This is a genomic window from Pseudomonas sp. S2_A10, from assembly GCF_054668465.1.
This window is the reverse complement of the sequence record NZ_CP162773.1, coordinates 5,159,595-5,186,181: the sequence shown is the minus strand read 5'-3', so window position 1 is coordinate 5,186,181 and position 26,587 is coordinate 5,159,595. Positions and strand designations below refer to the sequence as shown.

Genomic DNA, 26,587 nt, shown 5'->3' with positions numbered 1-26,587 from the left:
TGTGTGACATCCGTTCGGTCGTGAGGCTCGCCAACTGCCTATGTCGTAACAGCAGGGCTGATCCGACCTGCCACCCAAAAGGACCTGTAGTGATGCTTGCTCGCACCTCCCGTCACAGTAACCGTATCCGGCCGATCAAACGTGGCGCGGGCGATCCCGCACAGTGGCTGCTCAAGCCATTGGCGCAAGCCGTCGCCTTGTGTCTGGTGGCGGGCAGTGCCGAGGCGGCGACAGCGTTCAGTTCCACCTGGTTTGCCGCGAAGGGCGCAGCGCAGCAGGCTTCGGCGTCGCGTCCGGGTGGGAGCGGTCTGCCGGGGATGACCCCACCGCTGGCACAGCAGCAACGGGCCAGCCAGCAGTTGCAGCGCTCTTTGCAGACGCTCAATAACACCGTGGCAGCGATTGCCGCTCAGCAGGCCGCACAAGCCGCTGGACGTGCCGCCGCATTGGGCAGTGTGCAAGTGGTTCCGGACGGATTGGGCGAGGGCGGCCTGAAGGTCGATAACAGCCTGAGCCAGGGCTGGATGAACGCCAAAGGCCCGCAACAAACCCAGGCCGACGGCAAGACCACGGTGAAGATCGAGCAGACCGCCGACAAGGCGGTTCTCAATTGGGAAACGTTCAACGTCGGCCGCAATACCACAGTGGAATTTGCCCAGCAGGCCAACTGGGCGGTGCTCAATCGCGTCAACGATCCGAGCGCACGAGCCAGCCAGATTCAGGGGCAGATCAAAGCGGACGGCACGGTGATGCTGATCAACCGCAACGGCATCGTCTTCAGCGGTGGCAGCCAGGTCAATGTGCGAAATCTGGTAGCGGCAGCCGCGAACATGACCGATGCACAATTTCGCGATCGGGGTCTGTATTTCGACAGCACCGGCAGTCAGCCAACCTTTACCGACGCTGCTGGCAAAGTCCTGGTGGAGCGTGGCGCAGCCATACAAACGCATCAACCTGCGCTCTCCACCGACGCCGGCGGCTATACCTTGCTGCTCGGCCAGGACGTGCAGAACGACGGCTCGATCAGTACGGCCAAAGGTCAGACGGTGCTGGGTGCGGGGGACCGTTTCTATATCCGCAAGGGCTCGGGCACCGACGGCAATGGTTATTCAACCACCTTCGGCAGTGAGGTCATTCCCGGTTTCAAGGCTGACAGCTCGGGCAAAGTCAGCAACACCGGCCTGATCCAGGCATCCACCGGCGACATCACCCTGACCGGCCGCGATGTTGTGCAAAACGGTGTGCTGCTGGCGAGCACTTCGGTGGCGACGCGCGGCACCGTGCATCTGCTCAATCCGGCCAGCGATGCCCAAGGCCGTGTGACCCTGGGCGAAAATGGCGTCAGTGCGATTCTGCTCGACAGCAGTGATCTCACCGCCCTAGACAGCCAGCGCGAGGCGGCGCTGACCGGCGTCAATGCCAACAACCGGATCCGCAGCGATCAGTCACGCATCGACATCGGCAGCGGCGGCACCGTCGAATTCAAAAGCGGCTCGATCACCCTTGCCACCGGTGGGCAGGTGGCGGTTGCCGCCGGACAGCGCAGTCTATTGCGCGAGGGGGCGGTGATCGACGTGTCCGGCGCCCTCGGCGTCAAAGTGGCGATGGCAAACAACAACATCAAGATCAACGTCCAGGGCAACGAGCAGCGTGATGCGCCGGTCAATCGCGAGAGCGGCGCGCTCAACAGTAACGACATCTGGGTCGATGTCCGTGAGCTGGTATTCGTGCCGGCGGGCACCAACGGTTACGCCACCGACCGCTGGTACACCGCCGGTGGGTTGTTGGAGGTCGGCGGATACCTCGGCACTCAGGGCCATGGCGTTGGTGAATGGATGGCGCAGGGCGGTGAGGTGCGGTTTTCCGGAAAGGACGTGATCAGCGAAAAAGGTTCGCTGATCAATGTGTCCGGCGGCACGCTTGATGTGCAGGGCGGCGAGATTCGCCAGAGCTGGCTGCGCGGTGCGGACGGGCGCTTATACGAAGTGTCGCGTGCGCCGGGCGATATTCTCTACAACGGTCTTTACAAAGGTTACGAAAGTCACAGCGAGCGCTGGGGCCAGACGGATTATTTCTATAGCCCGCTGATCGCGCCGGCGCGTCGTCAGGAAGCGGGTTACACCGTTGGCCGGGATGCCGGCCAGTTGGTGATCGCCACGGGCAACGCCGTGCTGGAAGGCCAGCTGTTGGGTGAGGTATTTCAGGGCGAACGGCAAATCCAGGCACCGCGGGCAGGTCTGGACGGCTATGCCCAGACCCAGACCGCCCGGGCGCGGCGAGGGCAGTTGGTGGTTGGCAGTTACGATGCTGCTTATGTCGCTGCCAGTGCAGGCCTGCTCTATCAACTCGACCCGTTGCTCGATCAGGTGCAAGTGGGGGGCGCGCATGCCAGCGTAGCGAACGCAGGGCTGACCGACGCGGTCGCGGCAGAACGCGCAGGCAAACTGTTCCTCGATGCCGGGCTGCTCAATGGTTTCGCGCTGGGCGCGCTGAAGATTTCGGCGAAAAACACGATTGAAGTCAATGAAGGCGTGACGGTGGATCACGGTGGCAACATCACCCTGTTCAGCCCTGACGTGCAGGTCAATGCCGATCTGATTGCGCAAGGCGGCAGCCTGCAATTGGGCAACGTTTTGAACCAGCTCGCCACCGATCGGCGTGATGACACCAGTCTCCAGGTTTCAGCAGGCAAGCAAGCGCGAGTGACGGTTGCGCAGGGTGTGCAGCTGCAGACGCGCGGTCTGTGGCGCAACCTGTCGAGTGACCCGGACGACGCGGGCGGCCTGGCGTACCTCAATGGCGGGACGGTGTCGATCCGCAGTACCGGCGACATTCTGCTGGCCAGTGGCAGTCTGGTCGACGTTTCGTCGGGCGGTGCGGTATTGGCCAACGGCAAGACGCGTGGCGGCAAGGGTGGCGACGTGACGCTTGAATCCAGCGCCAACAGTGCGCCAGGCCTATCGCGCATGGTGCTCGATGGCGAGGTGCAGGGCTATGGCGTGAACGGCGGCGGCACCTTGACCGTGCAGGCCAGCAAGGTGCGGATCGGCGCTTCCGGCGAAGTGTCCGAAGAACAGACCCTGCGCCTGACGCCGGAGCTGTTCCGCACGGGGTTCAGCGCCTACAACATCATCGGTCTGAAGGGGCTGGAGGTCGCCGCGCAAAGCGCGATCGATGTGCAGATGCCGGTCTATCGATTTGGCGAATCCGCCTCGACCATTGTGTCTGGTATGTCGCCGCGCGCTGCGCTGGAGCTATGGACGCCCGCGTTATTTCAGGAAGACCCGCTCAAGCGCGTCTTGACGCAAAGGGCCGGCGCTTCTGTCGCATTGCAGGCCGGCGCGACGCTTGCTGGCTTGATTGATCCCGCCAGCAGTCCGTTGTCGATTGGCGAAGGCTCACGGATCAGTGTCGATCCCGGCCAGCGCATCGGTTTGCGCGGGGCAGGCCAGATCACGCTTGATGGTGAACTCAACGCCTGGGGCGGTATTGTCGATATCCGTCAACAGCAGTTCGGCGCGATTGATGTGGCGACGTCCTTGCAAGAGGCCGATCCGACCCCGCACAACCGTTCGATCTGGATCGGTGAACATGCCTTGATCGATGTCGCCGGTCGGGCAGCGACCGCTGTCGATGCGCTGGGCCGCGTCTACGGCCAGGTTGGCAAGGGTGGCTCGATCATTGTCGGTGGCGAGATTGATGTGAAGAAAATCACGGCGACCGCTGCCGATGCTTACGTCATCATCCGCCAAGGTGCGCGACTGGAAGCGTCCGGTGCGCAAGCCGTGCTCGATAGCGGTGGGCAAGGCCCCGCTCGTGTGGCCACCGATGGCGGACGGATCACCCTGAGTTCCTACAATGGTCTGTTCATCGAGGGCAGTCTGCAGGCCAATGCTGGCGGTGCAGGTGCGGCGGGCGGGCGTCTGGAGATCGCTCTGGATACACCGGCGTACGGTCCCGCGAACTTGAGCAATGCGGTGCGCGTGCCGCGTGAAATGATCATTGGCCAAGGGCCAGCGCCGGCACTGCCGCAGCCGCTGCGAGCGGGTGAGGCTTCGCCACTTTTACGCTACGGGCGTACACGCTTGAGTGCCGATCAGCTGATGAGCGGTGGCTTCGGCAGCGTGAGTCTGCTGAGCAACGGTCTGATGACGTTCGACGGCGATGTCGACCTGCATATGGGGCAGGGCCTGAGCCTGTTCGCCGGTTCTCTTTCATTGGCCGAGTCGGCGAGTGACAGCGCCCGGGTCAACCTCAGCGCACCTTACCTGCGCCTGTCAGGGCTGGGCACCTATTTGAGCTCGGAAGTCAAAGTGCGTCCGCGGGTGATGAGCAATCCGACAGCGCAGTTGTCCGGCGCGCAATTCACCGCCAGCGCGAACCTGCTGGACGTGGGCAACTCGCTTTCATTCGGCACCGAAGGGACTCTCGTGCAATCGACCGCACCGGCGCTGGCGGTCAGCCGCCGTGGCTTTGGTCTGGTCACGCTCGACAGCCAGGGCGACCTGCGCTTCCTCGCGCCAACCGATGAACAGCAGCGCAGCCGTCTGTGGACTGCGGGTGACATGCACATGCGGGCTGCGCAGATCTACCCGGCCAGTGGCGTCTCGGCTGAGGTGCGAGTGGGCTATCAAAGTATGGCCGGATCGGTGCCGGAGCATACGTTGCGTATCGGCAATCACGGGGCGGCGCCGACCGCTTTGCCTTACTCGGTGTTCGGCAGCCTGACACTCAGTGCGGGACAGATCGAGCAGGGCGGCGTCATTCGTGCGCCTTTGGGGCTGATATCCCTGGGTGATGACGTCATTGTCAAAACCCGTGAACTTCACCTTCTGCCGGGCAGCGTGACTTCAGTCAGCGCCGCCGGACTGGTCATGCCCTATGGAGGAACCACCGACGGTATCGACTATCGGTACAACGGTAAGTCGGTGATGTTGAATGGCATTGCCGGAGCGACCTCCGGGGTCATCCTTGATGCGCAATACACCAATGTGCAGGCCGGGGCGGTGATCGACCTTTCGGGCGGCGGCGATTTGCGCGGTGCCGGTTTTGTCTCCGGACGAGGTGGCTCCACCGACGCGCGTTTCAATCCGCTGGTACGCAATGCCACCGATGGCACCTTCAGTTTGCCGGGGCTGGCCAATAACCCCGTGTATGCAATCGTGGCCGGTGACCAGAGCCGCTATGCGCCGATGCTGGCCGAGGCCGGCGCGGTCGACCCGCGTATCGGCCAGCAGATCACCCTCGGGACCGGCGTTGCCGGACTGGCACCCGGCACCTACACCTTGTTGCCATCGACCTTTGCCTTGTTACCGGGCGCCTTGCGGGTCGAAATCAATGGTCAAGCGATTGCGGGGCCGATGGACAGTGCGTTGAAGTTGCGCAATGGCTCGTGGACCACGGCCGGACAGCTGTCGATTGCCAACACCGGTATCCGCGACAGTTTGCCCAGCCAGGTCATCGTGACGTCTGCCGATGTGCTGCGGCGCTATTCACAGTACAACGAAACCGGGTTCAGCCAATTTGTGCTCAACGATGCTGCCCGCCGCGGTCTGCCGCGCGCCCGCACACCGCTGGACGGCAACACGCTGCACCTGCGCATGGTCAGTGGCGGCGAGCACGACTCAGCCCTGGACTTCAACGGGCAGGTGCTGTTCAAACCTGCCAGCGGCGGGGTCATTGGTACGGCGGTCGTTCAGGGCGGTTATACCGGCGCAGAGTTTGAAATTCTCGGTGCCGGGCATACGCGAACGCCAGGGTTTGACGGTGTATCGCTGTACGCCGACACCCTCAACCGCTTGAATGCCGGACGTTTGACCATCGGTGGCACCCCAACCGTGTATTACGGTTCGGAGGGCGGCTCGATCAAGGTGATCGGCAATACCTCGGCGATTCGTCTGCGCGAGGGCGCGGTCCTCTCGGCGCCAGAGGTTGTGCTGAGCAGTAACAGCGCCAATGGCGGCATCACCATCGATGCGGGAGCGGGGGTCAATACCTTGGGGCGAGGTAACGTCCCGTATGATGCCGCAGCCGGTTTCGTCTACGAACCGGGGCGCTCCAGCCTGCTGGTGGTGTCCAACGGCTGGACGCCGGTGCTTGCGCCCACCGATGGCGGGGGCGGGAGCATTCGTATCGGCAACTGTCCGACGGCCGATTGCACCGCTGCGGCGTTGCTGTACTCCAACGGCAGCATCATCGCCGCCACTGACAAAGACTTCGAACTGGGCGAAAGCGTGCGCTTTGGCACTCGCCAACTCGGGCTTTCGGTCGGTGTGGTCAATGCCGGCAGTCCGCAAGCACTGGCCGCAGCCAGCGGCCGCACACCCGCGGGCCTGACGCTTAACCAGAACGTGCTGGATCGCCTGTTGCAGGGCGACACGCAATCTGGCGCCCCCGCGCTGGAAACCCTGAGTCTGGTGGCCCGCGATGCGTTCAACTTTTTCGGCAGCGTGACCCTCGACACCATTGATCCGCAGACCGGCCAGAGCCGTTTGCAGAATCTGGTGTTGGGTAGCCCGGCTATCTACGGCTCGGGCGCTGCCACCGATGTCGCGACGATCCGCACCCGCAATCTGATCTGGAACGGGGCGACTCAGGCCCCGGGTACGGTGGTCAAGGACGGCGCCGGCAACGGGCACGGCACGCTGGATATTCAGGCGCAGCGGATCGAATTGGGTTATGGCCCGAACCCGCAGCCCAATGGCCTGGATCGCAATAACCGACTGGCCCTGGGATTTGCCAACGTCAACTTCAACGCCAGCGAGCGCATCACCGCCAACCACAAGGGCAGTCTGGCGGTGTACGAATCCCAAGGAGCTTATGACGCGGTCAAGGGGTTCAGCTACAGCGGCGGCAATCTCAATCTGCGCACGCCATTGCTGACCGGCGAGGCCGCCTCGGTCAGTGAACTCAAGGCGGGCAACAACCTGACTCTGAGTGGTAGCGCCACAACGGCTGCCGCGGATGCCCTCGGTGCGCAACTGAGCCTGACGGCACGCAGTGTTGTGCTCGACAGTCGCATCGTCCTCGCCAGCGGCAAGCTGCTGGTCAATGCCGAGGATGATCTGCTGCTTGGCAGCGGCGCGCAGGTGGACATGGCGGGCCGGGTTCTGCCGTTCAATGATGTACAGAAATACAGCTGGGGCGGCGACGTGTCGTTGCAGAGCAACAACGGCAATATTCGTCAGTTGGCGGGCTCGCGAATCGATCTGTCCGCCGTCAACAATCAGGCCGGGCAATTGAACGTTGTGGCCCTGGCCACTGACGCTGGACAGGTTGATCTGCAAGGGCAGATTGTCGGCAGCAGCAGTGGCTATTACGACGCGGGCGGTACGTGGGTGCCGTACAAGGCCGCTGGCGTGGACATTCGCGCCCAGCGCCTGGCGGGTGATTTGAGCGAGGCCTTTGCCAGCCTTAACCTGCGCTTGAATGCCGGCGGGGTAGTGGGCAGTCGAAGCTTCCAGTTCAAGCAGGGCAATCTGCGTATCGGTAACGAACTCAAAGCGGGCCAAGTCAATGTCTCGGTGGACAACGGCAACCTGACCGTGGACGGGGTGATCGATGCCAGTGGTGAACGGGTCGGCAGCATTCGCCTTGCCGGCAAAAACGGTTTGAACCTGACAGGCAACGCGCTGCTCGATGCCCATGGCCGCGTACTGCGCGTCGACAGCTACGGCAAAATCATCGACGCACCGAACCGCGCCATGGTTGAACTCAATTCAGGTGACGGCGTGCTCACGCTGGCCGCTGGTGTACGGATTGATCTGCGTCACGGCACCGATGCCGTGCCTGGAAACCAGGCGGGACAACGCGATGACGTGTTGCGTGGGACGCTGGAGCTGAATGCACCGCGTCTGGGCGGCGGTGACATTGCGGTGGATGCCAGCGGTACGTTGAGTATCCAAGGTGCCCGCTCCATCGGGCTGAATGCCGTGCGAAGTTACAGTGATGCTGCCGATGGCACCGATCCGGCGGCCAGCGGTCGCCCGTATCAAGTGATCGATCAAGCCTACCTGGATCGCATTCACTCAGACAGCAGCGGCTTTATCGATGCGGCGCTGGGTAACAGTGATCTGCTACAACGCAAACTGGCCGGCCTCAACAATGCGACCTATGCCGATGCGTTTCATCTGCGCCCGGGGGTGGAAATCGTCAGCAAAACCGCTGACGGCGATCTGGTAGTGCAGGGCGATCTCGACTTGTCCGGCTACCGTTACGCCAGCCTCAACCCGCACACTCGCCGGACCTCGGTGTATGGCAGCGGGGAAGCGGGCAGCCTGTTGATCCGTGCCGGTGGCAACCTCGATATCTACGGCAGCATCAACGACGGTTTCGCACCGCCGCCGGAAACCGTGGACGACGCCGGCTGGAAACTGTTGCCGGGGATACAGCCTTTCGGCGGTGACCTGATCGTACCGGGCAGTGGTGTCAGCCTTGCCGAAGGGACGCTCTTTCCGGTTGGCGCCACCTTGAATTACGACCTGCCGATTCAAGCCGCCACACTGGCCGCGGGCACGGTGTTGCCGGTTCAGAGCACTTTGGCCGCACCTTACGTGTTACAGGGTGGAACGGTGCTGGCCGGCGATGTGCATGACGCGGCGGGTAACCTGATGTATGCCGCCGGTACGTTGCTCGACAACGCTGTGACCCTGCCGGCCGGCAGTCGTTTGGGTGCAGGTATTCGCTTGAACAACGCCACCGCACTGCAGGCCCTGCTCTGGCCCAAAGGCGTGCCGCTGCCGGGTGCGGTTGATGCCGACAATAAAACGGTGGGTGTCGTGTTGAACGGAACGTTGGCGCTGTTGCGGGGTTCGCTGATCCCCTCCATGACCAACGTGAAGCTCGCCGATGGCACGGTATTCCTCGACCTGCGTCCTGCCAATGGAAACCAGCAAGGTCGAAACTGGGCGATCGCCAGCATGCTGCCGGCGGGCAGTGCGTCGTGGTCGATGCGCATGGTGGCAGGGGCCGATCTGACCGCGGCCGACAGCCGTAGCGTGAAACCTCAGGCCAGCGTTGGCAACTTGCAGATGGCCGACACTCACTATGGTGTGAGCATGATCGAGGTGGCCGGCAAACTGGTCTGGGCGGTGGATAACGAGTATGGCTTTACACCGTACGAACCGGTTCCCGAGGAATACCTTGTGCTCTGTGATATCGCTCCCGGTTCTTGCGCGCCCATGGCGCGCAGTGTGTGGGCGCCTGGCAACTGGATGGGCATGCCGGATTACACACCGATGAACGATGACGAATTGTTCTGGTGCTCCATCGACCCGGCACTGTGCATTGAAAATAATCCGAGCAAGAGCGCCCAGGCCCACACGCAGATGTTCAGCGTTTTGCGTACTGGCACCGGCGACCTGGATTTGATGGCGGCCGGTAACCTCAGCATGGCCTCACCTTTCGGCGTCTACACCGCCGGCACCCAATCGGCAGACGTCGACGCGCGTTATAACCAGCCCCGCGGAAGGCTGTCGGCTGATGGCTCGGTATTGGGCAGCGCTGGCAGCGATTACGAAAAATGGGTCGATGGCGGCAGTGCCAGCCTCTATCAGGCCTGGTATCCGCAGATGGGCGGTAACCTGACGATCAATGCCGGCGGGTCTGTGTCGGGTGACGTGCTTGGCCGTCGCTCGGTCGCCACGGGCGACGGTACGCGGGAGCAGGTGCCGAGTGTGGCGGTGGGCAATTGGCTCTGGCGCCAAGGTACCGGCAACAACGATGTACCGACTGCCTGGTGGATCAATTTCGGCAGCTACGCTGCGCAGCCATTGCCAGCGCTGGGCGAGGAAACCAGACCTTATCTGGTGGGCTTTACCGGGTTCGGTACGCTGGGCGGCGGCAACATCAGTCTGAGCGCCGGCGGGGATGCTGGCATGCTCAAGGCCATGGGCGACGACAGGTATGCGTCGTACCCTCGCAGTCAGGGGTTGATCGTGGCTGTCGGCAGTACGGGCCGCGTGGACAGTGACGGGAACCTGCAACTGACCGGTGGCGGAGACCTGGATATTCGTCTGGGCGGTGTCCTTAATCCGTCTCTGCAGGCACGTGCCGGCCTGGCGGGTACCGGCACGCCGACGCACGACTTGCAGGGCGCGCTCATCAACCTGCGCGGTGCGGCGCAACTGACGGGCGCCGCGTTGGGCGGTATCAATCTTCAGTACGGCGCCTCGGCGCTGTTTCATGACCCACGGGAAACGCGCGCCTTCGACCCGTTCAACTCGACGGCCAGTAATGCCAGTGGTGGGCTGGTGCTGATTCCCGGTGACTCCGGCATGCGCCTCAACACCCGCGGCGATCTGGTGTTGGGCGGCGCCGCCGATCCGGGCCGCGTGAGGTTGCAGAACTCCACACCGTTTACCACGGCGGATGGCATTTACCATGCCGGTGGCGGTTTGAGTGGTTTCTCGCTGTGGACCGATCACACGGCCATCGATTTGTTCTCGGCCGGCGGCAACCTGACGCCCAGCACCCAGTTGATGGAAACCACCGGGCAGGACCCCGTCGCCGGGCTTAACGGGTCACCGACCGATGACCGCTTCGTCTTTCCTTCGATATTGCGTGCCGTGGCCGGCCAGGGCTCGATTTATGCGGGACCATCAGCGGCCTACGGCATAGGCAACCCGGCGCCGGCTCTGGCCTGGTCATTGCTGTTGGCACCTTCCAGCGCGGGGCAGCTTGAACTGATCGCTGGGGATTCGATCTATGCCGGCGGCTACGCCATCAACCAGTCAGGGGCCAGCCCAGCGGCGCTCGCCACACCGTTTGCACCCGCGTTCAATGGCTACGGCAACAACCAGTCCGCTCGGCCGATCACGACCAACGCCGGCAGCGATGGTGTGCTGGCGCAAACCAATTCGCGCTATCCACTTTTTGCCTTTGGTCCCGATAGCTACTCGGGGTCTAGCAGTGTTCAGGGGCCGGCGCGCTTCTATGCACTGACCGGTGACCTGGTAGGAATTCGCACGGGCGAAACGCTGGCGTTCGCGACCACGAAGCGCACCTGGTATGAATCGGCAGGCCCGGTGTGGATGGTGGCGGGGCGTGACATCGTGGCGTCCGGTACCAATTTGGGGCAACCCACGTTTGCGCCCGTTGGGGGCATGAGTCGCAATAACGAACAGATCGCGTCTACCGGCAATCTGTTCGTGCATAACGATGCGCGCGACATTTCGCGGGTTTCGGCCGGGCGAGACATTCTCTACAGCAGCTTCGACATTGCCGGCCCGGGTGTTCTGGACGTCAATGCCGGGCGCAATATCCTGATGGAAGATCGCGCCAGCATCACCAGCCTCGGTCCTGTCGTGGCAGGCGATCAGCGTCCCGGTGCGAGCGTCGTGATGCAAGCGGGTGCGGGCGCGCAGGGGCCGGATTACTCACGGTTCATTGCGCGTTATCTGAACCCGCAAAACGTAGCGGATTCAGCGGTGGCTCTGAGCGCGCAACCGGGCAAAGTGGTCAAGACCTTCGTCGAAGAACTGCAGAGCTGGCTGAGCCTGGGTTATGGCTTCAAGGGTAGCGACGAACAGGCGCAAGCGTTCTTCGCCGCACTGCCGAGTACCGAACAGGCGATCTTCGCCCGCCAGGTGTACTTCGCCGAACTGCGTGCCGGCGGCCTGGAATACACCGATGCTGATGGCCCACGCACTGGCAGTTACCTGCGCGGTCGCAACGCCATTGCGGCGCTGTTCCCGACCACTGATGTCGCCGGCAATCCGATTCGCTACGACGGCGATATCACGATGTACGGCGGCGCCGGGGTCAAGACGCTGTTTGGCGGCGATATCCAGATGCTCACGCCGGGCGGTGGTCAGGTGTTCGGCATCGAAGGCGCGGCGCCGCCGTCGACGGCGGGGATCATTACTCAGGGTTCGGGCGACATTCAGCTGTACTCGCAAGGCAGCATCCTGCTCGGCCAGAGCCGGATCATGACCACCTTCGGCGGCTCGATTCTCGGCTGGTCCGCCGAGGGCGATATCAACGCCGGTCGCGGCTCGAAAACCACCGTGGTCTACACACCGCCAAAACGTGTCTACGACACCTGGGGCAACGTCACGCTGTCGCCGTCGGTGCCGAGCACCGGCGCCGGTATCGCCACGCTCAACCCGATCGCCGAAGTGGCGCCGGGCAACATCGACCTGATCGCGCCACTGGGCACCATCGATGCCGGCGAGGCGGGGATTCGCGTGTCGGGCAACGTCAACATCGCCGCGCTGACGGTGGTCAACGCCGCGAACATTTCGGTGCAGGGCAAAGCGACCGGCGTGCCGGTGGTGTCCGCGGTGAATACCGGCGCAATCACCTCGGCCAGTTCGGCGGCATCCTCCGCTACGCAAGCGGCGGAAGACGTCGCCCGGCAGCAACAGGCAGCGGCGCGGCAGAACCAGGCTTCGGTGTTCACTGTGCAGGTGCTCAGTTTCGGCAACGAGCAACTGGCGCCGTCGCGTGATGGCGCTAGTCGCGCGCCAGCGACGGGTTATAACCCGGACAGCCCGGTGCAGGTGCTCGGCGCCGGGGCATTGGATGAACAGGCGAAGCAGCAGCTGACCGAAGAGGAGCGTGGGCAGCTGACGTTGTAAAAGACTCTCGTGCAGTACGTTTGGGCGGCCGGTTGGCCGCCTTTTTTTATGAATGGTTATGGATATTTTTTTCGGGCGTGCAGCACGGTCAGAATTTTGATGTGGTCTGTCACCTGATAGACCAGTAAATAATTCGAGTTGATGACCATTTCGCGAGTGCCCGGTATTCGGCCGGAGCGGAAACCATGCGGTATCCAGGAAAGCCTTCGCGCTGCGGCGCTGAGCCTTTGGTGCAGTGCAACTGAAGCGACAGTGTTGCGTTGTTCTACGTATTCGATGATGTCAGCCAGGTCTCCAAGAGCCGGTTTACTCCAGCTAACCGGCAGCGCGTCGATTCTTGCGTCTCTCTTCCAGCATCTGACCTAGCAGCACCATTGCCTCATCGTGGGGGATAGGCGGACGTGGATCATCAAGTGCGGCTTGTACCTTGGCGCGATACCAAAGATCGTAATCCGCAGCCTCTTCTTCGGTTTCGAAGTCTGAAACGATAAGTGAAAGTTCAGCGCTCATCATGACCTCCATGATCAATGTGAAGCAGTCTAAGGGGATGTGGGCTCGTTGTCGTCACTGGCGGGACGAGGGAGACATCATCCGCAAACAGACTATGCAAATCTGTCAGACGCTTCGCTTGTGATGCACGTGAAGTCGATCAGCTGTGTAGTTCAATTCTGTAGGAAATCAGCTTTTGGTCATCGGGCTGACAGCCGCCGCTCAAAGCCGCGGCCACAGCCACGCTGCACTCAGTTACCGTCTGCAACCTTACGCTCGATCTCATCGACTTTGCGCTGTAGCTCTTCAGCTTCCTGCTCTTTGACCCGAGTGGAAGACGGCGTGATGATTTTGTCCACGCCTTCGGTTTTGCCGTCGCGGTCCTGCAGATCGCGCTCGACCACGTTCACCGGTTTGCCGTTGGCATCGGTGGGTGGGGCGTTGGGAGTTTTGTCGTCGTTGGGGTTCATGGCGCTGGCCTCCTGTGGGTGTACACATTGGAGACAGCGCGGCGGCAGACGTTCGAAATTTTTCAGCTGCGAGGCCCTCTCCGGCAGGAGAGGGCGCTGCGGCTTTTTTCAGTCCTTGAGAATGTCGCGATCCTTGGTTTCCGGCAGGAAGAACGTGCCGAGTATTGCCGTCGCCACTGCAATGACGATCGGGTACCACAGCCCGTAGTAGATGTCACCGGTGGCGGCGACCATGGCGAACGCCACGGTCGGCAGGAAGCCGCCGAACCAGCCGTTGCCGATGTGGTAGGGCAGCGACATCGAGGTGTAGCGGATGCGCGTCGGGAACAGTTCGACCAGCCACGCGGCGATCGGGCCATAAACCATGGTCACGTAGATCACCAGCACGGTGAGCAGGAGCAGCATCATCGGGTAATTGATTTTCGCCGGGTCGGCTTTTTCCGGGTAACCGGCTTCCTTCAACGCCGCGCCGAGGTTGGCGGTGAAGGCGTCGTTGCGGGCCTTGAAGTCGGCGGCGGGGAGGGCGCTGCCTTCGAAACTCTCGACGACGCGGTCACCGATGCGCACCTGCGCCACCCTGTTCGGTTCGGCGGCAACGTTCTCATAAGGGATCGCGCGTTTCGCCAGCAAGGTTTTCGCCAAGTCACAGGAACTGGTGAATCTGGCCTTGCCCACCGGATCGAACTGGAACGAGCACTGCTCGGGGCTGGCGATCACCTTGACTGGGTTTTTCTCCTGAGCGACGAACACGTCCGGATTGCCGTACTGGGTCAGCGCAGTAAAGATCGGGAAGTAAGTCAGCGCCGCGAGAATGCACCCGGCCATGATGATCGGTTTGCGCCCGATGCGATCGGACAGGCTGCCGAAAATCACGAAGAACGGTGTGCCGATCAGTAGCGATCCGGCGATCAGCAGGTTGGCGGTCTGCGCGTCGATCTTCAATGTTTGCAACAGGAAGAACAGCGCATAGAACTGCCCGGTGTACCAGACCACTGCTTGCCCGGCCGTGCCGCCCAGCAGCGACATGATTACCACTTTGAGGTTGTCCCAGCGTGCAAAGGATTCAGTCAGCGGCGCTTTCGAGGCCTTGCCTTCATCCTTCATTTTCTGGAATACCGGCGACTCGCTCAGTTGCAGGCGGATGTACACCGACACGGCCAGCAGAATGATCGACAGCAGAAACGGAATCCGCCAGCCCCAAGCCTCGAACGCCTCGTTACCCAGCGCCGTGCGACAGGCGAGAATCACCAGCAGCGACATGAACAGACCGAGGGTGGCGGTGGTTTGAATCCACGAAGTGAAAAAGCCACGGCGATTGCGTGGTGCGTGCTCCGCTACGTAGGTCGCCGCGCCGCCGTATTCACCACCCAGCGCCAGGCCTTGCAGCAAGCGCAGGGTGATCAGAATCACCGGGGCAGCGACGCCGATGGTGGCGTAGCCGGGCAGCAAACCGACGATTGCTGTGGACACGCCCATGATCACGATGGTGATCAGAAACGTGTGTTTGCGCCCGATCATGTCACCCAGGCGCCCGAAGACGATGGCGCCGAACGGCCGCACCGCAAACCCGGCGGCAAACGCCAGCAGGGCAAAGATGAACGCGGTGGTTTCGTTGACGCCGGCGAAGAAGTGCTTGGCGATGATCGCCGCCAGTGAGCCGTAGAGGTAAAAGTCGTACCACTCGAAAACCGTGCCCAGCGAGGAAGCGAAGATGACCTTGCGCTCCTCCTTCGTGATACCGCCGCTGCGGGGCGGTGTGCCGGTGGATGCTGTGTCGATTGTGGCCATGGGTGTTCTCCGTCGTGCTTATTGTTGTAGGCCGGAGTCCCCCGTTACTGCCTGTCGCACTCTGGCCCGTTGGCATCTGCCGCCGTTGCTCTAGCGTGAAGCTTGCACAGTCTGACCGCCTCGCAGGGCTGCAAGGTTTCCTGAAGCATAATCAGCTTTTGCCAGATATCCACTCGGCCTACGCTTTGACCCAACGCTGCCGGCTCCAGGCGCTCAACCAATCGACCAGAAACACCAGCAACAGCATCGCCAGAATCACCGTACTGGCCTGGGCTTCCTGGAACAGACTCAAGCTGACATACAGCATCTGGCCCAGGCCGCCAGCACCGACAAAGCCCAGCACGCTGGCCATGCGGATGTTGTTTTCCCAGCGATACAGGCAGTAGGCGAGCAGTTGCGGGGCAAGGTTAGGCAGGGTGCCGTAGCAGAACGCGAGGATCGGATTGCCGCCCTGCAAACGGATCGCCTCGGCCGGTTGTGGCGGAGTGTTTTCCAATGCTTCGGCAAATAGCCGACCGAGCACCCCAGTGGTGTGCAGGGCAAGGGCGAGGGTGCCGGCGTTCGGGCCGAGACCGGCGGCGAGCACCATCAGCGCGGCCCAAACCAGCTCTGGAATCGCCCGCAAGCCGTTGAGCAGCAGGCGCGCCGCACTTTGCAGCGGCCAGCCGAAACGCCCGGCAGCGGGCAGCGCGAGAACGATGCCGAACAGCGCCGCAAGCAGGGTGCCCAACGCGGACATGGCCAGGGTTTCCAGTGAACCGTGGGCAATGGCTTTCAGGTAACCGGCGCTCAAGTCGGGACTTAGAAAACGCTGCACATAACTGCCCATCTGCTTGAGGCTGTTGGCGCTGCCGAGTTCGGCGAGATCCAGTTCCAGATAGGCAAAAGAGGCGACCACCGCGACCGCAATGGCGGCGAGCAGCAGCAGGTTGATCAGGCGCCTCATGCCAGCCTCCAGCGCAGCAAGCGGCTGAGTTGATCGGCGCACAGCACCAGCAGCAGGAACGTCAGCAACATGCTGGCGACTTCACCGCCGGCGAACATGCGGATCGACAGGTCGATCTGTTGCCCCAGCCCACCGGCACCGACAAAGCCCATCACCACTGAGGCACGGATCGCGCACTCCCAGCGATACACCGTGTACGAGAGAAGTTCGGCGGCGACATTCGGCAGCGTGCCGTAGGCAAACGCCGCCAGTCGACCGCTGCCGGCCTGCAACAATGCGTGCGCCGGGCGCTGGTCGGTGGATTCGAAAATTTCTGCGTAGACCTTGCCGAGCATGCCGCTGTAGGTGATGGCGATGGCCAGCACGCCAGCCGCCGGGCCGAGGCCGACCGCGCGGACGAACAACAGCGCCCAGACGATCTCCGGCACGCTGCGCAAAAAGATCAGCAAGCCACGCACCGGCCAGCGCAGCAAACGCCCGGGCAGGCTCGGCACGCCGCCCCGGGACGCCGCCGAGAGCGACAGCGCGCGGCTGGCGATCAGGCTCGCCGGCACCGCCAGCAGCAACGCCAAGGCCATGCCCGCTGTGGCAATCGCCAGGGTTTGCAGGGTGGCTTTGAGCAACAGTTGCAGGAACGCTTGATCGTGCGCCGGCGGCCAGAATGCCGAAACAAAACGGCCCATTTCGTTCTGGCTATCGGCCTGAAACAACACGCCCAGGTCCAGTTCGCTGAGCTGAATGCCCGGCCACAGCAAAGCCAGCGCCAGCAGCGTCAGCAACAATCGCGGCCACGCCGCAGGGTCCCGTGAATCAGCTTTCAGCATCGCGGAATCTGCACGATCAAAGGCGCGACCGCCGGCGCTGGCGATTGCAGTTGTTCATTGGCGTACAGCGCATCGAGCTTGTCGCGGCTAACTTGATCGGATGGGCAATCAAAAAGAATCTGCCCGTCGCGCAAACCGATGATCCGTGGAAAGTGTTCCAGCGCCAGATCCACCGCGTGCAGGCTCGCCACCAGCGTGACGTTGTGCTCGCGGGCATGGCGCGAAAGGATCGACAGCGTATGGCCGGCAAGCACCGGGTCCATGGCCGAGACAGGTTCGTCGGCGAGCAATATTTCCGGCGCCTGATACAGCACCCGCGCAATGCCGACGCGCTGCAACTGCCCGCCGGACAACTGCTGGCAATGGGCGAACAGTTTGTCGCCCAGATCCAGCCGCGCCAACGCCGCGCGAGCGCCCGCCACATCCAGCGGATGCAGCAGGTTCAGCAGACTTTTGCCCAGACTCCACTGACCGAGCTTGCCGGCCAGCACCGCCGTAATGACCCGCTGACGCGGCGGAATCGGCGGCGCCTGATGCACCAGGCCGATGCGCGCACGCAGGCGCTGCCGCTGGTGCGCCGACAAGTGCCAGGCGCGTTCGCCAAGCACTTCGATGTCGCCACTGCTGGGCTTGAGCGCGGTGGCCAGCAGATTGAGCAGGCTCGACTTGCCAGCGCCGGACGGGCCGATGATTGCGACCTGTTCGCCAGCGCCAATCTGCACGTCGATGTTACGAAGGGCATCGACGCCATTGGCATGGCGCAGGCTGCCCTGGGTGAGGCGTAGGGTCATTTCAGCAGTTCGGCGGCGCGGGCGGCTTCCTCGATGCCCTTGTAGTTCTCGGGCTTGGTCTCGATGAAGCGACTGGCGGCCTGCAGATCGAGGATCTTCTTCTGCTCAGGATTGGCCGGGTCGAGGTCAAGGAAGGCTTGCTTGATCTTCGCGGCCAGCTTCGGATCAAGGGTGCCGCGCACGGTCCAGTTGTAATCGAAGTAGGTAGGGGTGGTGGCGAAGACTTTGACCTTGTTGGTGTCGACCTTGCCGGCGTCGACCAGTTTCTGCCAGACGCTGGCGTTCAACACACCAGCGTCGACCTTGCCGGCCTGCACCCAGGCAACGGTGGCGTCATGCGCGCCGGAGTAGGCGACACGGCTGAAATAGCCTTCAGGCTTGATGCCGTCGTTCTTCAGCATGAAGTAACGCGGCATCAGACTGCCCGAGGTGGACGACACCGAACCGAAGGCGAAGGTCTTGCCCTTCAGATCGGCGAGGCTTTTCACGTTCGGGTCGGCGGTGATGAATTTGCTGGTGAACTGCGCATCCTGCTCGCGCTGCACGAGCGGGATCACTGGTGTAGTGGCGTCGGTCTTCAAACGAGCCTGCACAAAAGTGAAACCGCCGAGCCAGGCCATGTCGAGGCGATCGGTGGCCAGCGCTTCAACCACCGCCGGGTAATCGGCGACAGGCACAAACTGCACCTTCATGCCCAACTGCTGCTCAAGATAGGCACCCAGCGGTTCGAACTTGCGCAGCAGCTCGGTCGGGGCTTCGTCGGGAATCGCGCTGACGCGCAGGACATCAGCGGCTTGCGTCATCAGGGCAGAAAAGGACAGGGCCAGACCGGCGGTGAGGGCGAGGGTACGCTTGAACATAGAATTCTCCGTTTCGTAAGCGTCAACATTCGAAGGGCAGCCGCTACCGGGCGGCGCGCCACGTCAGGGTAGACGAAACGGCGAGGTTATACGCATTCGCGAGGAGATTGGCCAGCCTCCGTGCCGGCGCGGTGTGTCTGTTTGTGTACGGTTGCGGTCAAGCCGCTTCCGGCAGTTTGGCAATCACCTTGATTTCAAAATCGAAACCCGCCAGCCAGGTCACGCCGACAGCGGTGATGGTCGGAAACGGCGCTTCGCCCCAAAACTCCGGCACCACAGTCCAGATCGTTTCGAACGTCGAGTGCGGATCGACCATGAACACGGTGACATCCACCGCATCATCGAAGCTGCAACCGGCCGCAGCGAGGATCGCGTTGAGGTTGTGGAAGGCGGTGCGCACCTGATCGCGCAGATCGGCCTCGGGCGAGCCATCCTCACGGCTGCCGACTTGTCCGGAGACAAACAGGAAACCGTTGGAGCGAATCGCCGGCGAGTAACGGTGACGTTCATACAGGGCGTGGCGGGCGGGTGGGAACACTACATCGCGCTTGGACATGGGGCTGACTCCATCAGTGGTTGATGGAGTGACTTTAGGTATTTGCAGCTGCTGGATAAACGCGCAAGCTTGGCGTTCACTGTTTGCAAATTCCAAACAATCGAGAGGCGCGGATGGACCGGTTCGATGCGATGCAGGCCTTTGTCCGGGTGGTCGAGGCGGGGAGTTTCACCAAAGCTGCCGAAACCCTGCACATGAGCAAGACCACGGTGACGCAACTGGTGCAGCAGTTGGAGGCGCGGCTGCGGGTCAAGCTGCTCAATCGCACCACGCGCAAGGTCAACGTCACCGCCGATGGTGCGGCGTATTACGAGCGGGTGATCAAGTTGCTGGCCGACATGGACGACGCCGAAACCAGCCTTCCCGGTGCCGCCGCACGGCCACGGGGGCGCTTGCGCATCGACGTGCCGAGCCCGTTCGCGCGGCATATTCTGGTGCCAGCCTTGCCGGAGTTTCATGCGCGCTACCCGGACATTCAGATCGACATGGGCGTCAGCGACCGCATCGTCGACATCATCGATGAGAACGTCGATTGCGTGGTGCGCGGCGGTGAATTGCTCGATCAATCGCTGATGGCGCGCAAGCTCGCCGATCTGCCCTTGGGGGTATTTGCCGCGCCGGCTTATCTGGCTCGCGAAGGTACGCCCGATCATCCACGCGAACTGGAAGACTCCCATCATCGGGTGGTCGCGTTTCTTTGGGCTCGCACTGGTAAACCTCTTCCGTACACGTTGCACAATGGCACCGAGCGCCTGCAGATCAAGGGTCGGCATGTGCTTGCGGTGGATGACGGCAATGCCTATCTGGCGGCGGGACTGGCGGGCATGGGTGTGCTGTGGTTGCCGACGTATATGGCCGATGCGCATGTCGCGCGCGGCGAGCTCGTGCCGTTGTTTGAGGGCTGGCGCCTGGAAAGCATGCCGCTTTACGTCGCGTATCCGCCGAACCGGCATGTCAGCTTGAAATTGCGGGTGTTTATCGACTGGATTGTGGCGTTAATGGCGTAGGGCTCTGGTGCGCTTATTGCTTTACGTGAAGGCAGGTCGTCAGAAAAACAACCAACCCGACGACCCGAACGTGCTCGTGATGAGAGGCGCACGTTCGACCCAAGGAGCTATGCGCGTAATGAATATGTACATCGATATCGTCGGCGCCTGCAATCTGAGCTGCCCGTCATGCCCGATGGGTAATTCGGAAAATGCCAATTTCAAGAAAGCCATGCAGCTCGAGATGTTCACGCAGATTGTCGATAAGGCACGTCGTGAAGGGGTCAAGGCGATCTTCTTGTACAACTGGACCGAGCCGTTGATTCACCCGCGCATTGGTGAGTTCGTCGAAATCATCAACGCAGCTGGCTTGCAAAGCGGCATCAGCTCCAACCTTAACCTGGCCAAGAACATTGAAAGCGCGATGCTCGCCAATCCCTGGTTCTTCCGTGTTTCCCTGTCCGGGTTTCACCAGGATACCTACCGCCAAGGGCATGTCGGCGGCGACATCGAAGTGGTCAAGCAGAACATGATCAAGCTGCATGACCTCAAGCAGCGTCACGGCCTGAATACGCTTATCGAGGTCTATTACCACCGCTATCTGGATAACCTCGAAGAAGAGGGGCTGATGCGCGAGTTCAGCGAGCGCCTGGGTTTCAATTTCTCCACCGGCTACTCGGTGATGATGCCGCTGGAAAAAACCTTCGCCATCGTCGAAGACGATGCCTCGGTCACCGACACGGACCGGGAAACCCTCAAGCGCCTGGCGTTGCCACCGTATGCAGACCTGGTCAATCTGGTCAAGCAATACCCCAAACAGGCGTGCACCCTGAAAGATGATTGGCTGGTACTCGATTGCAATGGCAATACCGTGCTGTGCTGCACGATTTTCAATCAGGCGGAATACAGCGTCGGCAAGTATCTGGACATGCCGGTACAGGAATTGATGAGTCGCAAATCCACGCAAAAGAACTGCGTGGACTTGTGCAACCGCTGCGCGAAGAACGGTCTGCACATCTACTCCGCATCGCCCAACAAGGGGCCGCTGGAAAGTCATGCGGTCAATCGCATCATCGACTTTCAACGACGCACGATTCTCGAACAGCCGATCGATAGCGAACGTCTGGGCCGTACAGGTGAAGTCAGCGCCGAGCACTTCGATGAGGAGCAATATTTGCGCCTCAATGCCGACGTAAAGACTGCAATCGCCACAGGCGCCTTCTCCAGTGGCTATCAACACTACGTCCTGTTTGGGCGCCTCGAAGGTCGGCTCGGGGCGGGGTTGAATACGATCGTTTGAGATACCCGGGGCGACGGCCATGGGTTGTTTGAAGGTGTGGCCTGATGACGTGATTGACTCTTTACCGGTTCCGGCCAACTATCGGCGCACAACAATGTGACCGATGGATTGAAACTTGACCGAACGACGCCAATTCAGCGGAGGCATGAAGGGGAAAAACCTCCGCTATCTGAATGAGCAAAGCGATAACGCGCAGTTGACGCGCACCGGTTTTCTGCTGCTCGAACACTTTTCGCTACCGGCCTTTACGCAGACGCTGGACGCCGTGGTGACTACCAATCTGTTGCGCCCGGGGCTGTTTACCTCGCGCACCTTCGGGCTGGGTGAGGGCGAGGTCATCAGCGACCTGGGGCTGGTGATCCGCCCCGATGCGCGTCTGGACTCAGCAGCGCTCGAGGAATTGGATCTGCTGGTGGTCTGCGGCGGTTATCGCACTGAACTGCGAGCGAGCGATGGGTTTGTGCACTTGCTCAAACTCGCGGCGGAGCGGGGCGTCAGTCTGGCCGGGTTGTGGAACGGTTCGTGGTTTCTCGGGCGCGCCGGGTTGCTCGACGGCTACCGTTGCGCGATTCACCCGGAACATCGCCCCGCGTTGACGGAAATTGCCAAGGCTACGCACGTCAGCAGCGAGCCTTATGTGATCGACCGCGACCGTCTCACCGCGTCGAGCCCATCGGGGGCTTTCCACATGGCGCTGGACTGGATCAAAAGCCTGCACGGCAAGGCGCTGGTCGAGGGTGTCGAGGACATTCTGGCGTTCGAGGAATCGCGCTACCGGCGAATCAAACCGGATGAAAACATCTGCGTCAGCGCGCCGTTGCGGGAAGTGATCAAGCTGATGGACGCCAACCTCGAAGAGCCGCTGGAGCTGGAACAACTGGCGGTCTACGCCGGCCGCTCACGGCGCCAGCTCGAGCGCTTGTTCAAGGAACAACTGGGCACCACGCCGCAGCGCTATTACCTGGAACTGCGCATCACCGAAGCACGGCGCCTGCTGCAACATACCGAGCTGTCGCAGGTGGAAGTGCTGGTGGCGTGTGGTTTCGTTTCACCGAGCCATTTCAGCAAGTGCTACAGCTCGTATTTTGGTTATCGGCCTTCGAAGGAAAAACGGCTGGTTAAATAGATCGACCGGTGCAATCCCCAAAAACCCTCATCCCAGCCCTCTCCCAGAGGGAGAGGGAGCCGACCGAGGTATCTTGCGCTGTACATCGACCTGAAAGATGGACGTCGACTTTGGATTCAATACAGCGCTTTCAGGTCGGCGTAAATCTCGAATATCCCCCAATCATTTCCCTCTCCCCTCCGGGAGAGGGCTAGGGTGAGGGGTATTGAGGGTGGGTCTGTCAGAGACGATCAGCATCGATTACAGCTTGCGCAAACGCCGCCGGGCTTTCCTGGGGCAAATTGTGCCCAACCCCACCCTCAATCAACCGGAACTGATATTTCCCGGTAAAACGCTTGGCATAGTCCTCAGGCTTGGGATGTGGCGCACCATTGGCGTCGCCTTCCAGGGTAATCGTCGGCACGCTGATCGAAGGCGCAGTAGCCAATTTTTCTTCCAGCGCGGCATATTTCGCCTCGCCCTGCACCAGGCCCAGCCGCCAGCGGTAGTTGAACACGGTGATTTCGACGTGATCGGGGTTCTGCAACGCTTGGGCGCTGCGGTCGAAAGTGGCGTCGTCGAACTTCCACTGTGGCGAAGCCAGCTGCCAGATCAGTTTGGCGAAGTCGTGGGTGTTCTTTTCATAGCCGGCACGGCCGCGTTCGGTGGCGAAGTAGAACTGGTACCACCACTGCAATTCGGCTTTCGGCGGCAGCGGGTTTTGCCCGGCGGCCTGATTGCCGATCAGGTAGCCGCTGACCGCCACCAGCGCCTTGACGCGCTCTGGCCACAAGGCCGCGACGATGTCCGCCGAACGCGCGCCCCAGTCGTAGCCGCCCAGCACTGCTTGCTTGATCTTCAGTGCGTCCATGAAGTCGATCACGTCGCTAGCCAGCGCCGCCGGTTGGCCGTTGCGCAGGGTGTTTTTGGACAGGAACTGCGTGTCGCCATAACCCCGCGCATACGGCATCAACACGCGATAACCCTTGGCCGCCAGCAGTGGTGCGACATCGTCGTAGCTGTGAATGTCGTAGGGCCAGCCGTGCAGCAGAATCACCACTGGACCATCAGCGGGGCCGGTTTCGGCGTAGGCCACGTCGAGCAAGCCAGCCTTGATGTGCTTCAGCGGGCCGAAGGGCGAGGGCGCGGAATAGCTGACGGCGGCGGGTTCTGTGGTTTGCGCCTGAGCGCTGCCGACGGCGCCGAACAGTGACAGCGCCAGGACTGACAAGCCGAGCGCGGCGGTGATTTTAGAGGTGTGCAGAGCCTGTTTCATGCTGACGTCTCCTTTGCGAGCCTGTGGCCAAGGGGCTGGATGAACCCTTGAAACCCTGGGTGCATTGAAGCGTGGCGAGGTATCTGCTCTGTGTCGCCAGAGAGCGTTTTTGCATTGGGTTGTGTAGCAGCGGGGCGCGTACACAGTGTGATACATGGCGATGAAACGGTGAGTTTTCGCGCGAAAATAATAAGTGGCTGTTTTAAAACAAAAAAAATTTTATTTCGGGCTTCCCAAATGAAATGAATGTTGTTAAATTGCGCCCCGTTCTCACAGCGATCCTAACGGAGCCGCTGATCAGAGCTACAGGGGCGTCGCCAAGCGGTAAGGCAGCAGGTTTTGATCCTGCCATGCGTTGGTTCGAATCCAGCCGCCCCTGCCATCTACGAAAAAACGCCAACTTCGCAAGAAGTTGGCGTTTTTTTATGCCTGCGATTTACCGCGTTTGGAGCCAAGCAGGCGTGCGCGATGCCGAAGCACCGCGCACGCCTGTCACTCAGTGCGGTGCGCGCGGGATGGTTTTCATCAGGTCTTCAGGGCTGATGTGGCCGACCACGCTGCCCGGCTGCGGCAGGTTCAGAATGTGGCCTTTCATCTTGCCGATGATGTGCATCTCGCACGGCTTGCAATCGAACTTCAACGTCAGCACTTCATCGCCGTGGATCAACTGCATCGGCGCGACCTTGGTGCGCACGCCGGTCACGCCTTTGGCCTGTTTCGGGCACAGGTTGAAGGAGAAACGCAGGCAGTGCTTGGTGATCATCACCGGCACCTCGCCTGGCTCTTCGTGAGCTTCGTACGCCGCGTCGATCAGCTTGACGCCGTGACGGTGGTAGAAGTCGCGGGCCTTCTGATTGTAGACGTTGGCGAGGAAGGTCAGGTGCGAGTCCGGGTACACCGGCGGCGGCGTGGTTTCGGCCTTGCGGCTGCCACGCGGATGCGCGGCGACACGCGCCGCAGTCAGCGCTTCGATCACTTCGCGACGCAGCGACTTGAGCTGCGAGTTGGGAATGAAGAACGCTTGCGGCGCATCCAGCTTGACGTCGGTGGCGTGGTACTGGGTTGTGCCGAGCTGACCAAGCAGGTCGCGCAGTTGCTCCAGCGCCTGCTCCGGCTTGTTGGCAACGCCGAACGGCCCGTTCAGCGTGACGCTGGCGCTGATGCCTTCTTCGCTGGTCGCGGTCACTTCCAACTGTTCTTCGCGCAGGCGGGCGAACCAGCTCAGGGCTACGCGACGTTCCGAAGAAGTCTTCTGCAACGCCTGTTGCCAGTTGTGATCAAGGTTGCGATTCAACGGGTGGCTTGGACGCAGCTTGAACAGGCCCTCGGGCATTTCGTTCGGCTCGACGCGGTAGCGGTAGCGCTTCTCGCCGTCTTCTTCGAACTCGCCTTTGGCCTCGGCGATGTTGGCGCGGAAGCCGACCACTTCGCGTTTGACCAGCACGTTCAGGCCGTCGCCGTTGGACAGCGGCTCGTGAGTGACAACCTGCATGTCACGCTTGCCGACTTTTTCCACCGTGCCGACCGGCAGCCCGGTGAAGGTTGGTGAATCGAAGGCGCCGATGTCGATCTTGCGATCGGTGACGAAGTAATCGGTGCTGCCACGGTGGAAGGTCTTTTCCGGGTCGGGCAGGAAGAAATGCACGGTGCGGCCGCTGGAGGCGCGGGCCAGGTCAGGGCGGTCTTCGAGCACGTCGTCCAGACGCTGGCGGTAATAGGCAGTGATGTTCTTCACATAGCCCATGTCCTTGTAGCGACCTTCGATCTTGAACGAACGCACGCCTGCTTCGACCAGCGCGCGGATGTTGGCGCTCTGGTTATTGTCTTTCATCGACAGCAGGTGTTTTTCGTAAGCGATCACGCCACCCTTTTCGTCTTTCAAGGTGTACGGCAGGCGGCAAGCCTGGGAGCAGTCGCCTCGGTTGGCACTGCGGCCGGTTTGCGCGTGGGAAATATTGCACTGGCCGGAGAAGGCCACGCACAGCGCGCCGTGGATGAAGAACTCGATGGCCGCGTCGGTTTCATCGGCGATGGCGCGGATTTCTTGCAGGTTCAGTTCTCGGGCCAGTACCAACTGGGAGAAACCGGCCTGATCGAGGAACTTCGCCCGCTCCAGCGTGCGGATATCGGTCTGGGTCGAGGCGTGCAGCTCGATCGGCGGAATGTCCAGCTCCATCACCCCCAGATCCTGAACGATCAGCGCATCGACGCCGGCGTCGTACAACTGATGGATCAGCTTGCGCGCCGGCTCCAGTTCGTTGTCGTGCAGGATGGTGTTGATGGTGGTGAAGATGCGCGCGTGGTAACGGCGGGCGAACTCGACCAGTTCGGCGATTTCGCTGACTTCGTTGCAGGCGTTGTGGCGTGCGCCGAAGCTCGGGCCGCCGATGTACACGGCGTCAGCGCCATGCAGGATGGCCTCGCGGGCAATGGCGACATCGCGGGCAGGGCTGAGCAATTCCAGGTGATGCTTGGGCAAGGACATAGTTTTTTTAGTCAGGCGGTCACGGGCAAGGGGCGCATTGTACCTGTGAAACACCTGGGCGGCATCAGCGTGCCGATATCAGGTACGAAGGACCTAGCACAATACGAGGCAATGCATAACTGTAAAGTCTGTC

At 61.7% G+C, this 26,587-nt stretch carries 15 protein-coding genes and 1 tRNA gene; 5 read left to right on the top strand and 11 right to left on the bottom strand.

The window, feature by feature from the left end:
• The first annotated feature begins 92 nt into the window (after positions 1-92).
• Positions 93-12,578 (top strand): filamentous haemagglutinin family protein, encoded by a 12,486-nt coding sequence (locus AB4N41_RS23215; protein ID WP_252876413.1) that lies wholly within the window; start codon positions 93-95, stop codon positions 12,576-12,578.
• A gap of 56 nt (positions 12,579-12,634) precedes the next feature.
• Here AB4N41_RS23215 and AB4N41_RS23210 read toward each other — a convergent pair whose 3' ends face one another.
• The 9 genes from AB4N41_RS23210 to AB4N41_RS23170 all read right to left on the bottom strand — a co-directional run bounded on the left by AB4N41_RS23210 (position 12,635) and on the right by AB4N41_RS23170 (position 19,302).
• Positions 12,635-12,856 (bottom strand): type II toxin-antitoxin system RelE/ParE family toxin, encoded by a 222-nt coding sequence (locus AB4N41_RS23210; RefSeq protein ID WP_252878180.1) that lies wholly within the window; start codon positions 12,854-12,856, stop codon positions 12,635-12,637.
• Between the two features lie 37 nt (positions 12,857-12,893).
• Positions 12,894-13,088: a type II toxin-antitoxin system RelB family antitoxin gene (relB, locus tag AB4N41_RS23205; protein ID WP_056789559.1), complete on the bottom strand. Its 195-nt coding sequence runs from the start codon at positions 13,086-13,088 to the stop codon at positions 12,894-12,896.
• 230 nt (positions 13,089-13,318) lie between these two features.
• The gene (locus AB4N41_RS23200) at positions 13,319-13,537 is read right to left on the bottom strand and encodes a hypothetical protein (protein WP_252876412.1); all 219 of its coding nucleotides are present in this window, start codon (positions 13,535-13,537) and stop codon (positions 13,319-13,321) included.
• A gap of 108 nt (positions 13,538-13,645) precedes the next feature.
• A complete protein-coding gene (locus AB4N41_RS23195; RefSeq protein WP_252876411.1) occupies positions 13,646-15,325 on the bottom strand; it encodes an MFS transporter in 1,680 nt (559 codons plus the stop codon).
• A 178-nt stretch (positions 15,326-15,503) separates the two neighbouring features.
• Positions 15,504-16,271 carry a phosphonate ABC transporter, permease protein PhnE gene (phnE, locus tag AB4N41_RS23190; RefSeq protein ID WP_016774956.1) on the bottom strand — a complete coding sequence of 256 codons (768 nt, stop codon included), beginning with the start codon at positions 16,269-16,271 and terminating at the stop codon, positions 15,504-15,506.
• Positions 16,268-17,095: a PhnE/PtxC family ABC transporter permease gene (locus AB4N41_RS23185; protein ID WP_150635119.1), complete on the bottom strand. Its 828-nt coding sequence runs from the start codon at positions 17,093-17,095 to the stop codon at positions 16,268-16,270. Before AB4N41_RS23185 ends, phnE begins: the two co-directional genes overlap by 4 nt.
• Positions 17,089-17,886, bottom strand: a complete 798-nt coding sequence (locus AB4N41_RS23180) for a phosphonate ABC transporter ATP-binding protein (protein WP_252876410.1) — start codon at positions 17,884-17,886, stop codon at positions 17,089-17,091. Before AB4N41_RS23180 ends, AB4N41_RS23185 begins: the two co-directional genes overlap by 7 nt.
• Positions 17,883-18,746 (bottom strand): putative selenate ABC transporter substrate-binding protein, encoded by an 864-nt coding sequence (locus tag AB4N41_RS23175; protein ID WP_041480134.1) that lies wholly within the window; start codon positions 18,744-18,746, stop codon positions 17,883-17,885. The genes AB4N41_RS23180 and AB4N41_RS23175 overlap by 4 nt, the downstream gene beginning before the upstream one ends.
• 157 nt (positions 18,747-18,903) lie before the next feature.
• On the bottom strand, positions 18,904-19,302 hold the full coding sequence (locus AB4N41_RS23170; RefSeq protein WP_041480136.1) for a RidA family protein: 399 nt from the start codon (positions 19,300-19,302) through the stop codon (positions 18,904-18,906).
• A gap of 113 nt (positions 19,303-19,415) precedes the next feature.
• Here AB4N41_RS23170 and AB4N41_RS23165 point away from each other — a divergent pair, with 113 nt between their 5' ends.
• The 3 genes from AB4N41_RS23165 to AB4N41_RS23155 all read left to right on the top strand — a co-directional run bounded on the left by AB4N41_RS23165 (position 19,416) and on the right by AB4N41_RS23155 (position 22,714).
• Positions 19,416-20,309 (top strand): LysR family transcriptional regulator, encoded by an 894-nt coding sequence (locus tag AB4N41_RS23165; RefSeq protein WP_252876409.1) that lies wholly within the window; start codon positions 19,416-19,418, stop codon positions 20,307-20,309.
• A gap of 118 nt (positions 20,310-20,427) precedes the next feature.
• Positions 20,428-21,588: a radical SAM protein gene (locus AB4N41_RS23160; protein WP_150635122.1), complete on the top strand. Its 1,161-nt coding sequence runs from the start codon at positions 20,428-20,430 to the stop codon at positions 21,586-21,588.
• A 115-nt stretch (positions 21,589-21,703) separates the two neighbouring features.
• On the top strand, positions 21,704-22,714 hold the full coding sequence (locus tag AB4N41_RS23155) for a GlxA family transcriptional regulator (RefSeq protein WP_191636952.1): 1,011 nt from the start codon (positions 21,704-21,706) through the stop codon (positions 22,712-22,714).
• Between the two features lie 220 nt (positions 22,715-22,934).
• Here AB4N41_RS23155 and AB4N41_RS23150 read toward each other — a convergent pair whose 3' ends face one another.
• Positions 22,935-23,969, bottom strand: coding sequence for an alpha/beta fold hydrolase (locus AB4N41_RS23150; RefSeq protein ID WP_056789584.1), 1,035 nt, complete (start codon positions 23,967-23,969; stop codon positions 22,935-22,937).
• A gap of 307 nt (positions 23,970-24,276) precedes the next feature.
• On the opposite strand from AB4N41_RS23150, the gene AB4N41_RS23145 reads away from it, so the two are divergent.
• Positions 24,277-24,351, top strand: a tRNA-Gln gene (locus AB4N41_RS23145).
• A 114-nt stretch (positions 24,352-24,465) separates the two neighbouring features.
• Here the strand turns inward: AB4N41_RS23145 and AB4N41_RS23140 are convergent.
• Positions 24,466-26,454, bottom strand: a complete 1,989-nt coding sequence (locus tag AB4N41_RS23140; RefSeq protein WP_150740958.1) for a peptidase U32 family protein — start codon at positions 26,452-26,454, stop codon at positions 24,466-24,468.
• Between the last annotated feature and the right edge of the window lie 133 nt (positions 26,455-26,587).

What these genes read in the sequence shown, in the direction of transcription:
- AB4N41_RS23215 (WP_252876413.1), top strand. Translation starts at nt 93, where the DNA reads ATGCTTGCTCGCACCTCCCGTCACAGTAACCGTATCCGGCCGATCAAA.
- relB (WP_056789559.1), bottom strand. Translation starts at nt 13,088, where the DNA reads ATGAGCGCTGAACTTTCACTTATCGTTTCAGACTTCGAAACCGAAGAA.
- AB4N41_RS23200 (WP_252876412.1), bottom strand. Translation starts at nt 13,537, where the DNA reads ATGAACCCCAACGACGACAAAACTCCCAACGCCCCACCCACCGATGCC.
- AB4N41_RS23195 (WP_252876411.1), bottom strand. Translation starts at nt 15,325, where the DNA reads ATGGCCACAATCGACACAGCATCCACCGGCACACCGCCCCGCAGCGGC.
- phnE (WP_016774956.1), bottom strand. Translation starts at nt 16,271, where the DNA reads ATGAGGCGCCTGATCAACCTGCTGCTGCTCGCCGCCATTGCGGTCGCG.
- AB4N41_RS23185 (WP_150635119.1), bottom strand. Translation starts at nt 17,095, where the DNA reads ATGCTGAAAGCTGATTCACGGGACCCTGCGGCGTGGCCGCGATTGTTG.
- AB4N41_RS23180 (WP_252876410.1), bottom strand. Translation starts at nt 17,886, where the DNA reads ATGACCCTACGCCTCACCCAGGGCAGCCTGCGCCATGCCAATGGCGTC.
- AB4N41_RS23175 (WP_041480134.1), bottom strand. Translation starts at nt 18,746, where the DNA reads ATGTTCAAGCGTACCCTCGCCCTCACCGCCGGTCTGGCCCTGTCCTTT.
- AB4N41_RS23170 (WP_041480136.1), bottom strand. Translation starts at nt 19,302, where the DNA reads ATGTCCAAGCGCGATGTAGTGTTCCCACCCGCCCGCCACGCCCTGTAT.
- AB4N41_RS23165 (WP_252876409.1), top strand. Translation starts at nt 19,416, where the DNA reads ATGGACCGGTTCGATGCGATGCAGGCCTTTGTCCGGGTGGTCGAGGCG.
- AB4N41_RS23160 (WP_150635122.1), top strand. Translation starts at nt 20,428, where the DNA reads ATGAATATGTACATCGATATCGTCGGCGCCTGCAATCTGAGCTGCCCG.
- AB4N41_RS23150 (WP_056789584.1), bottom strand. Translation starts at nt 23,969, where the DNA reads ATGAAACAGGCTCTGCACACCTCTAAAATCACCGCCGCGCTCGGCTTG.
- AB4N41_RS23140 (WP_150740958.1), bottom strand. Translation starts at nt 26,454, where the DNA reads ATGTCCTTGCCCAAGCATCACCTGGAATTGCTCAGCCCTGCCCGCGAT.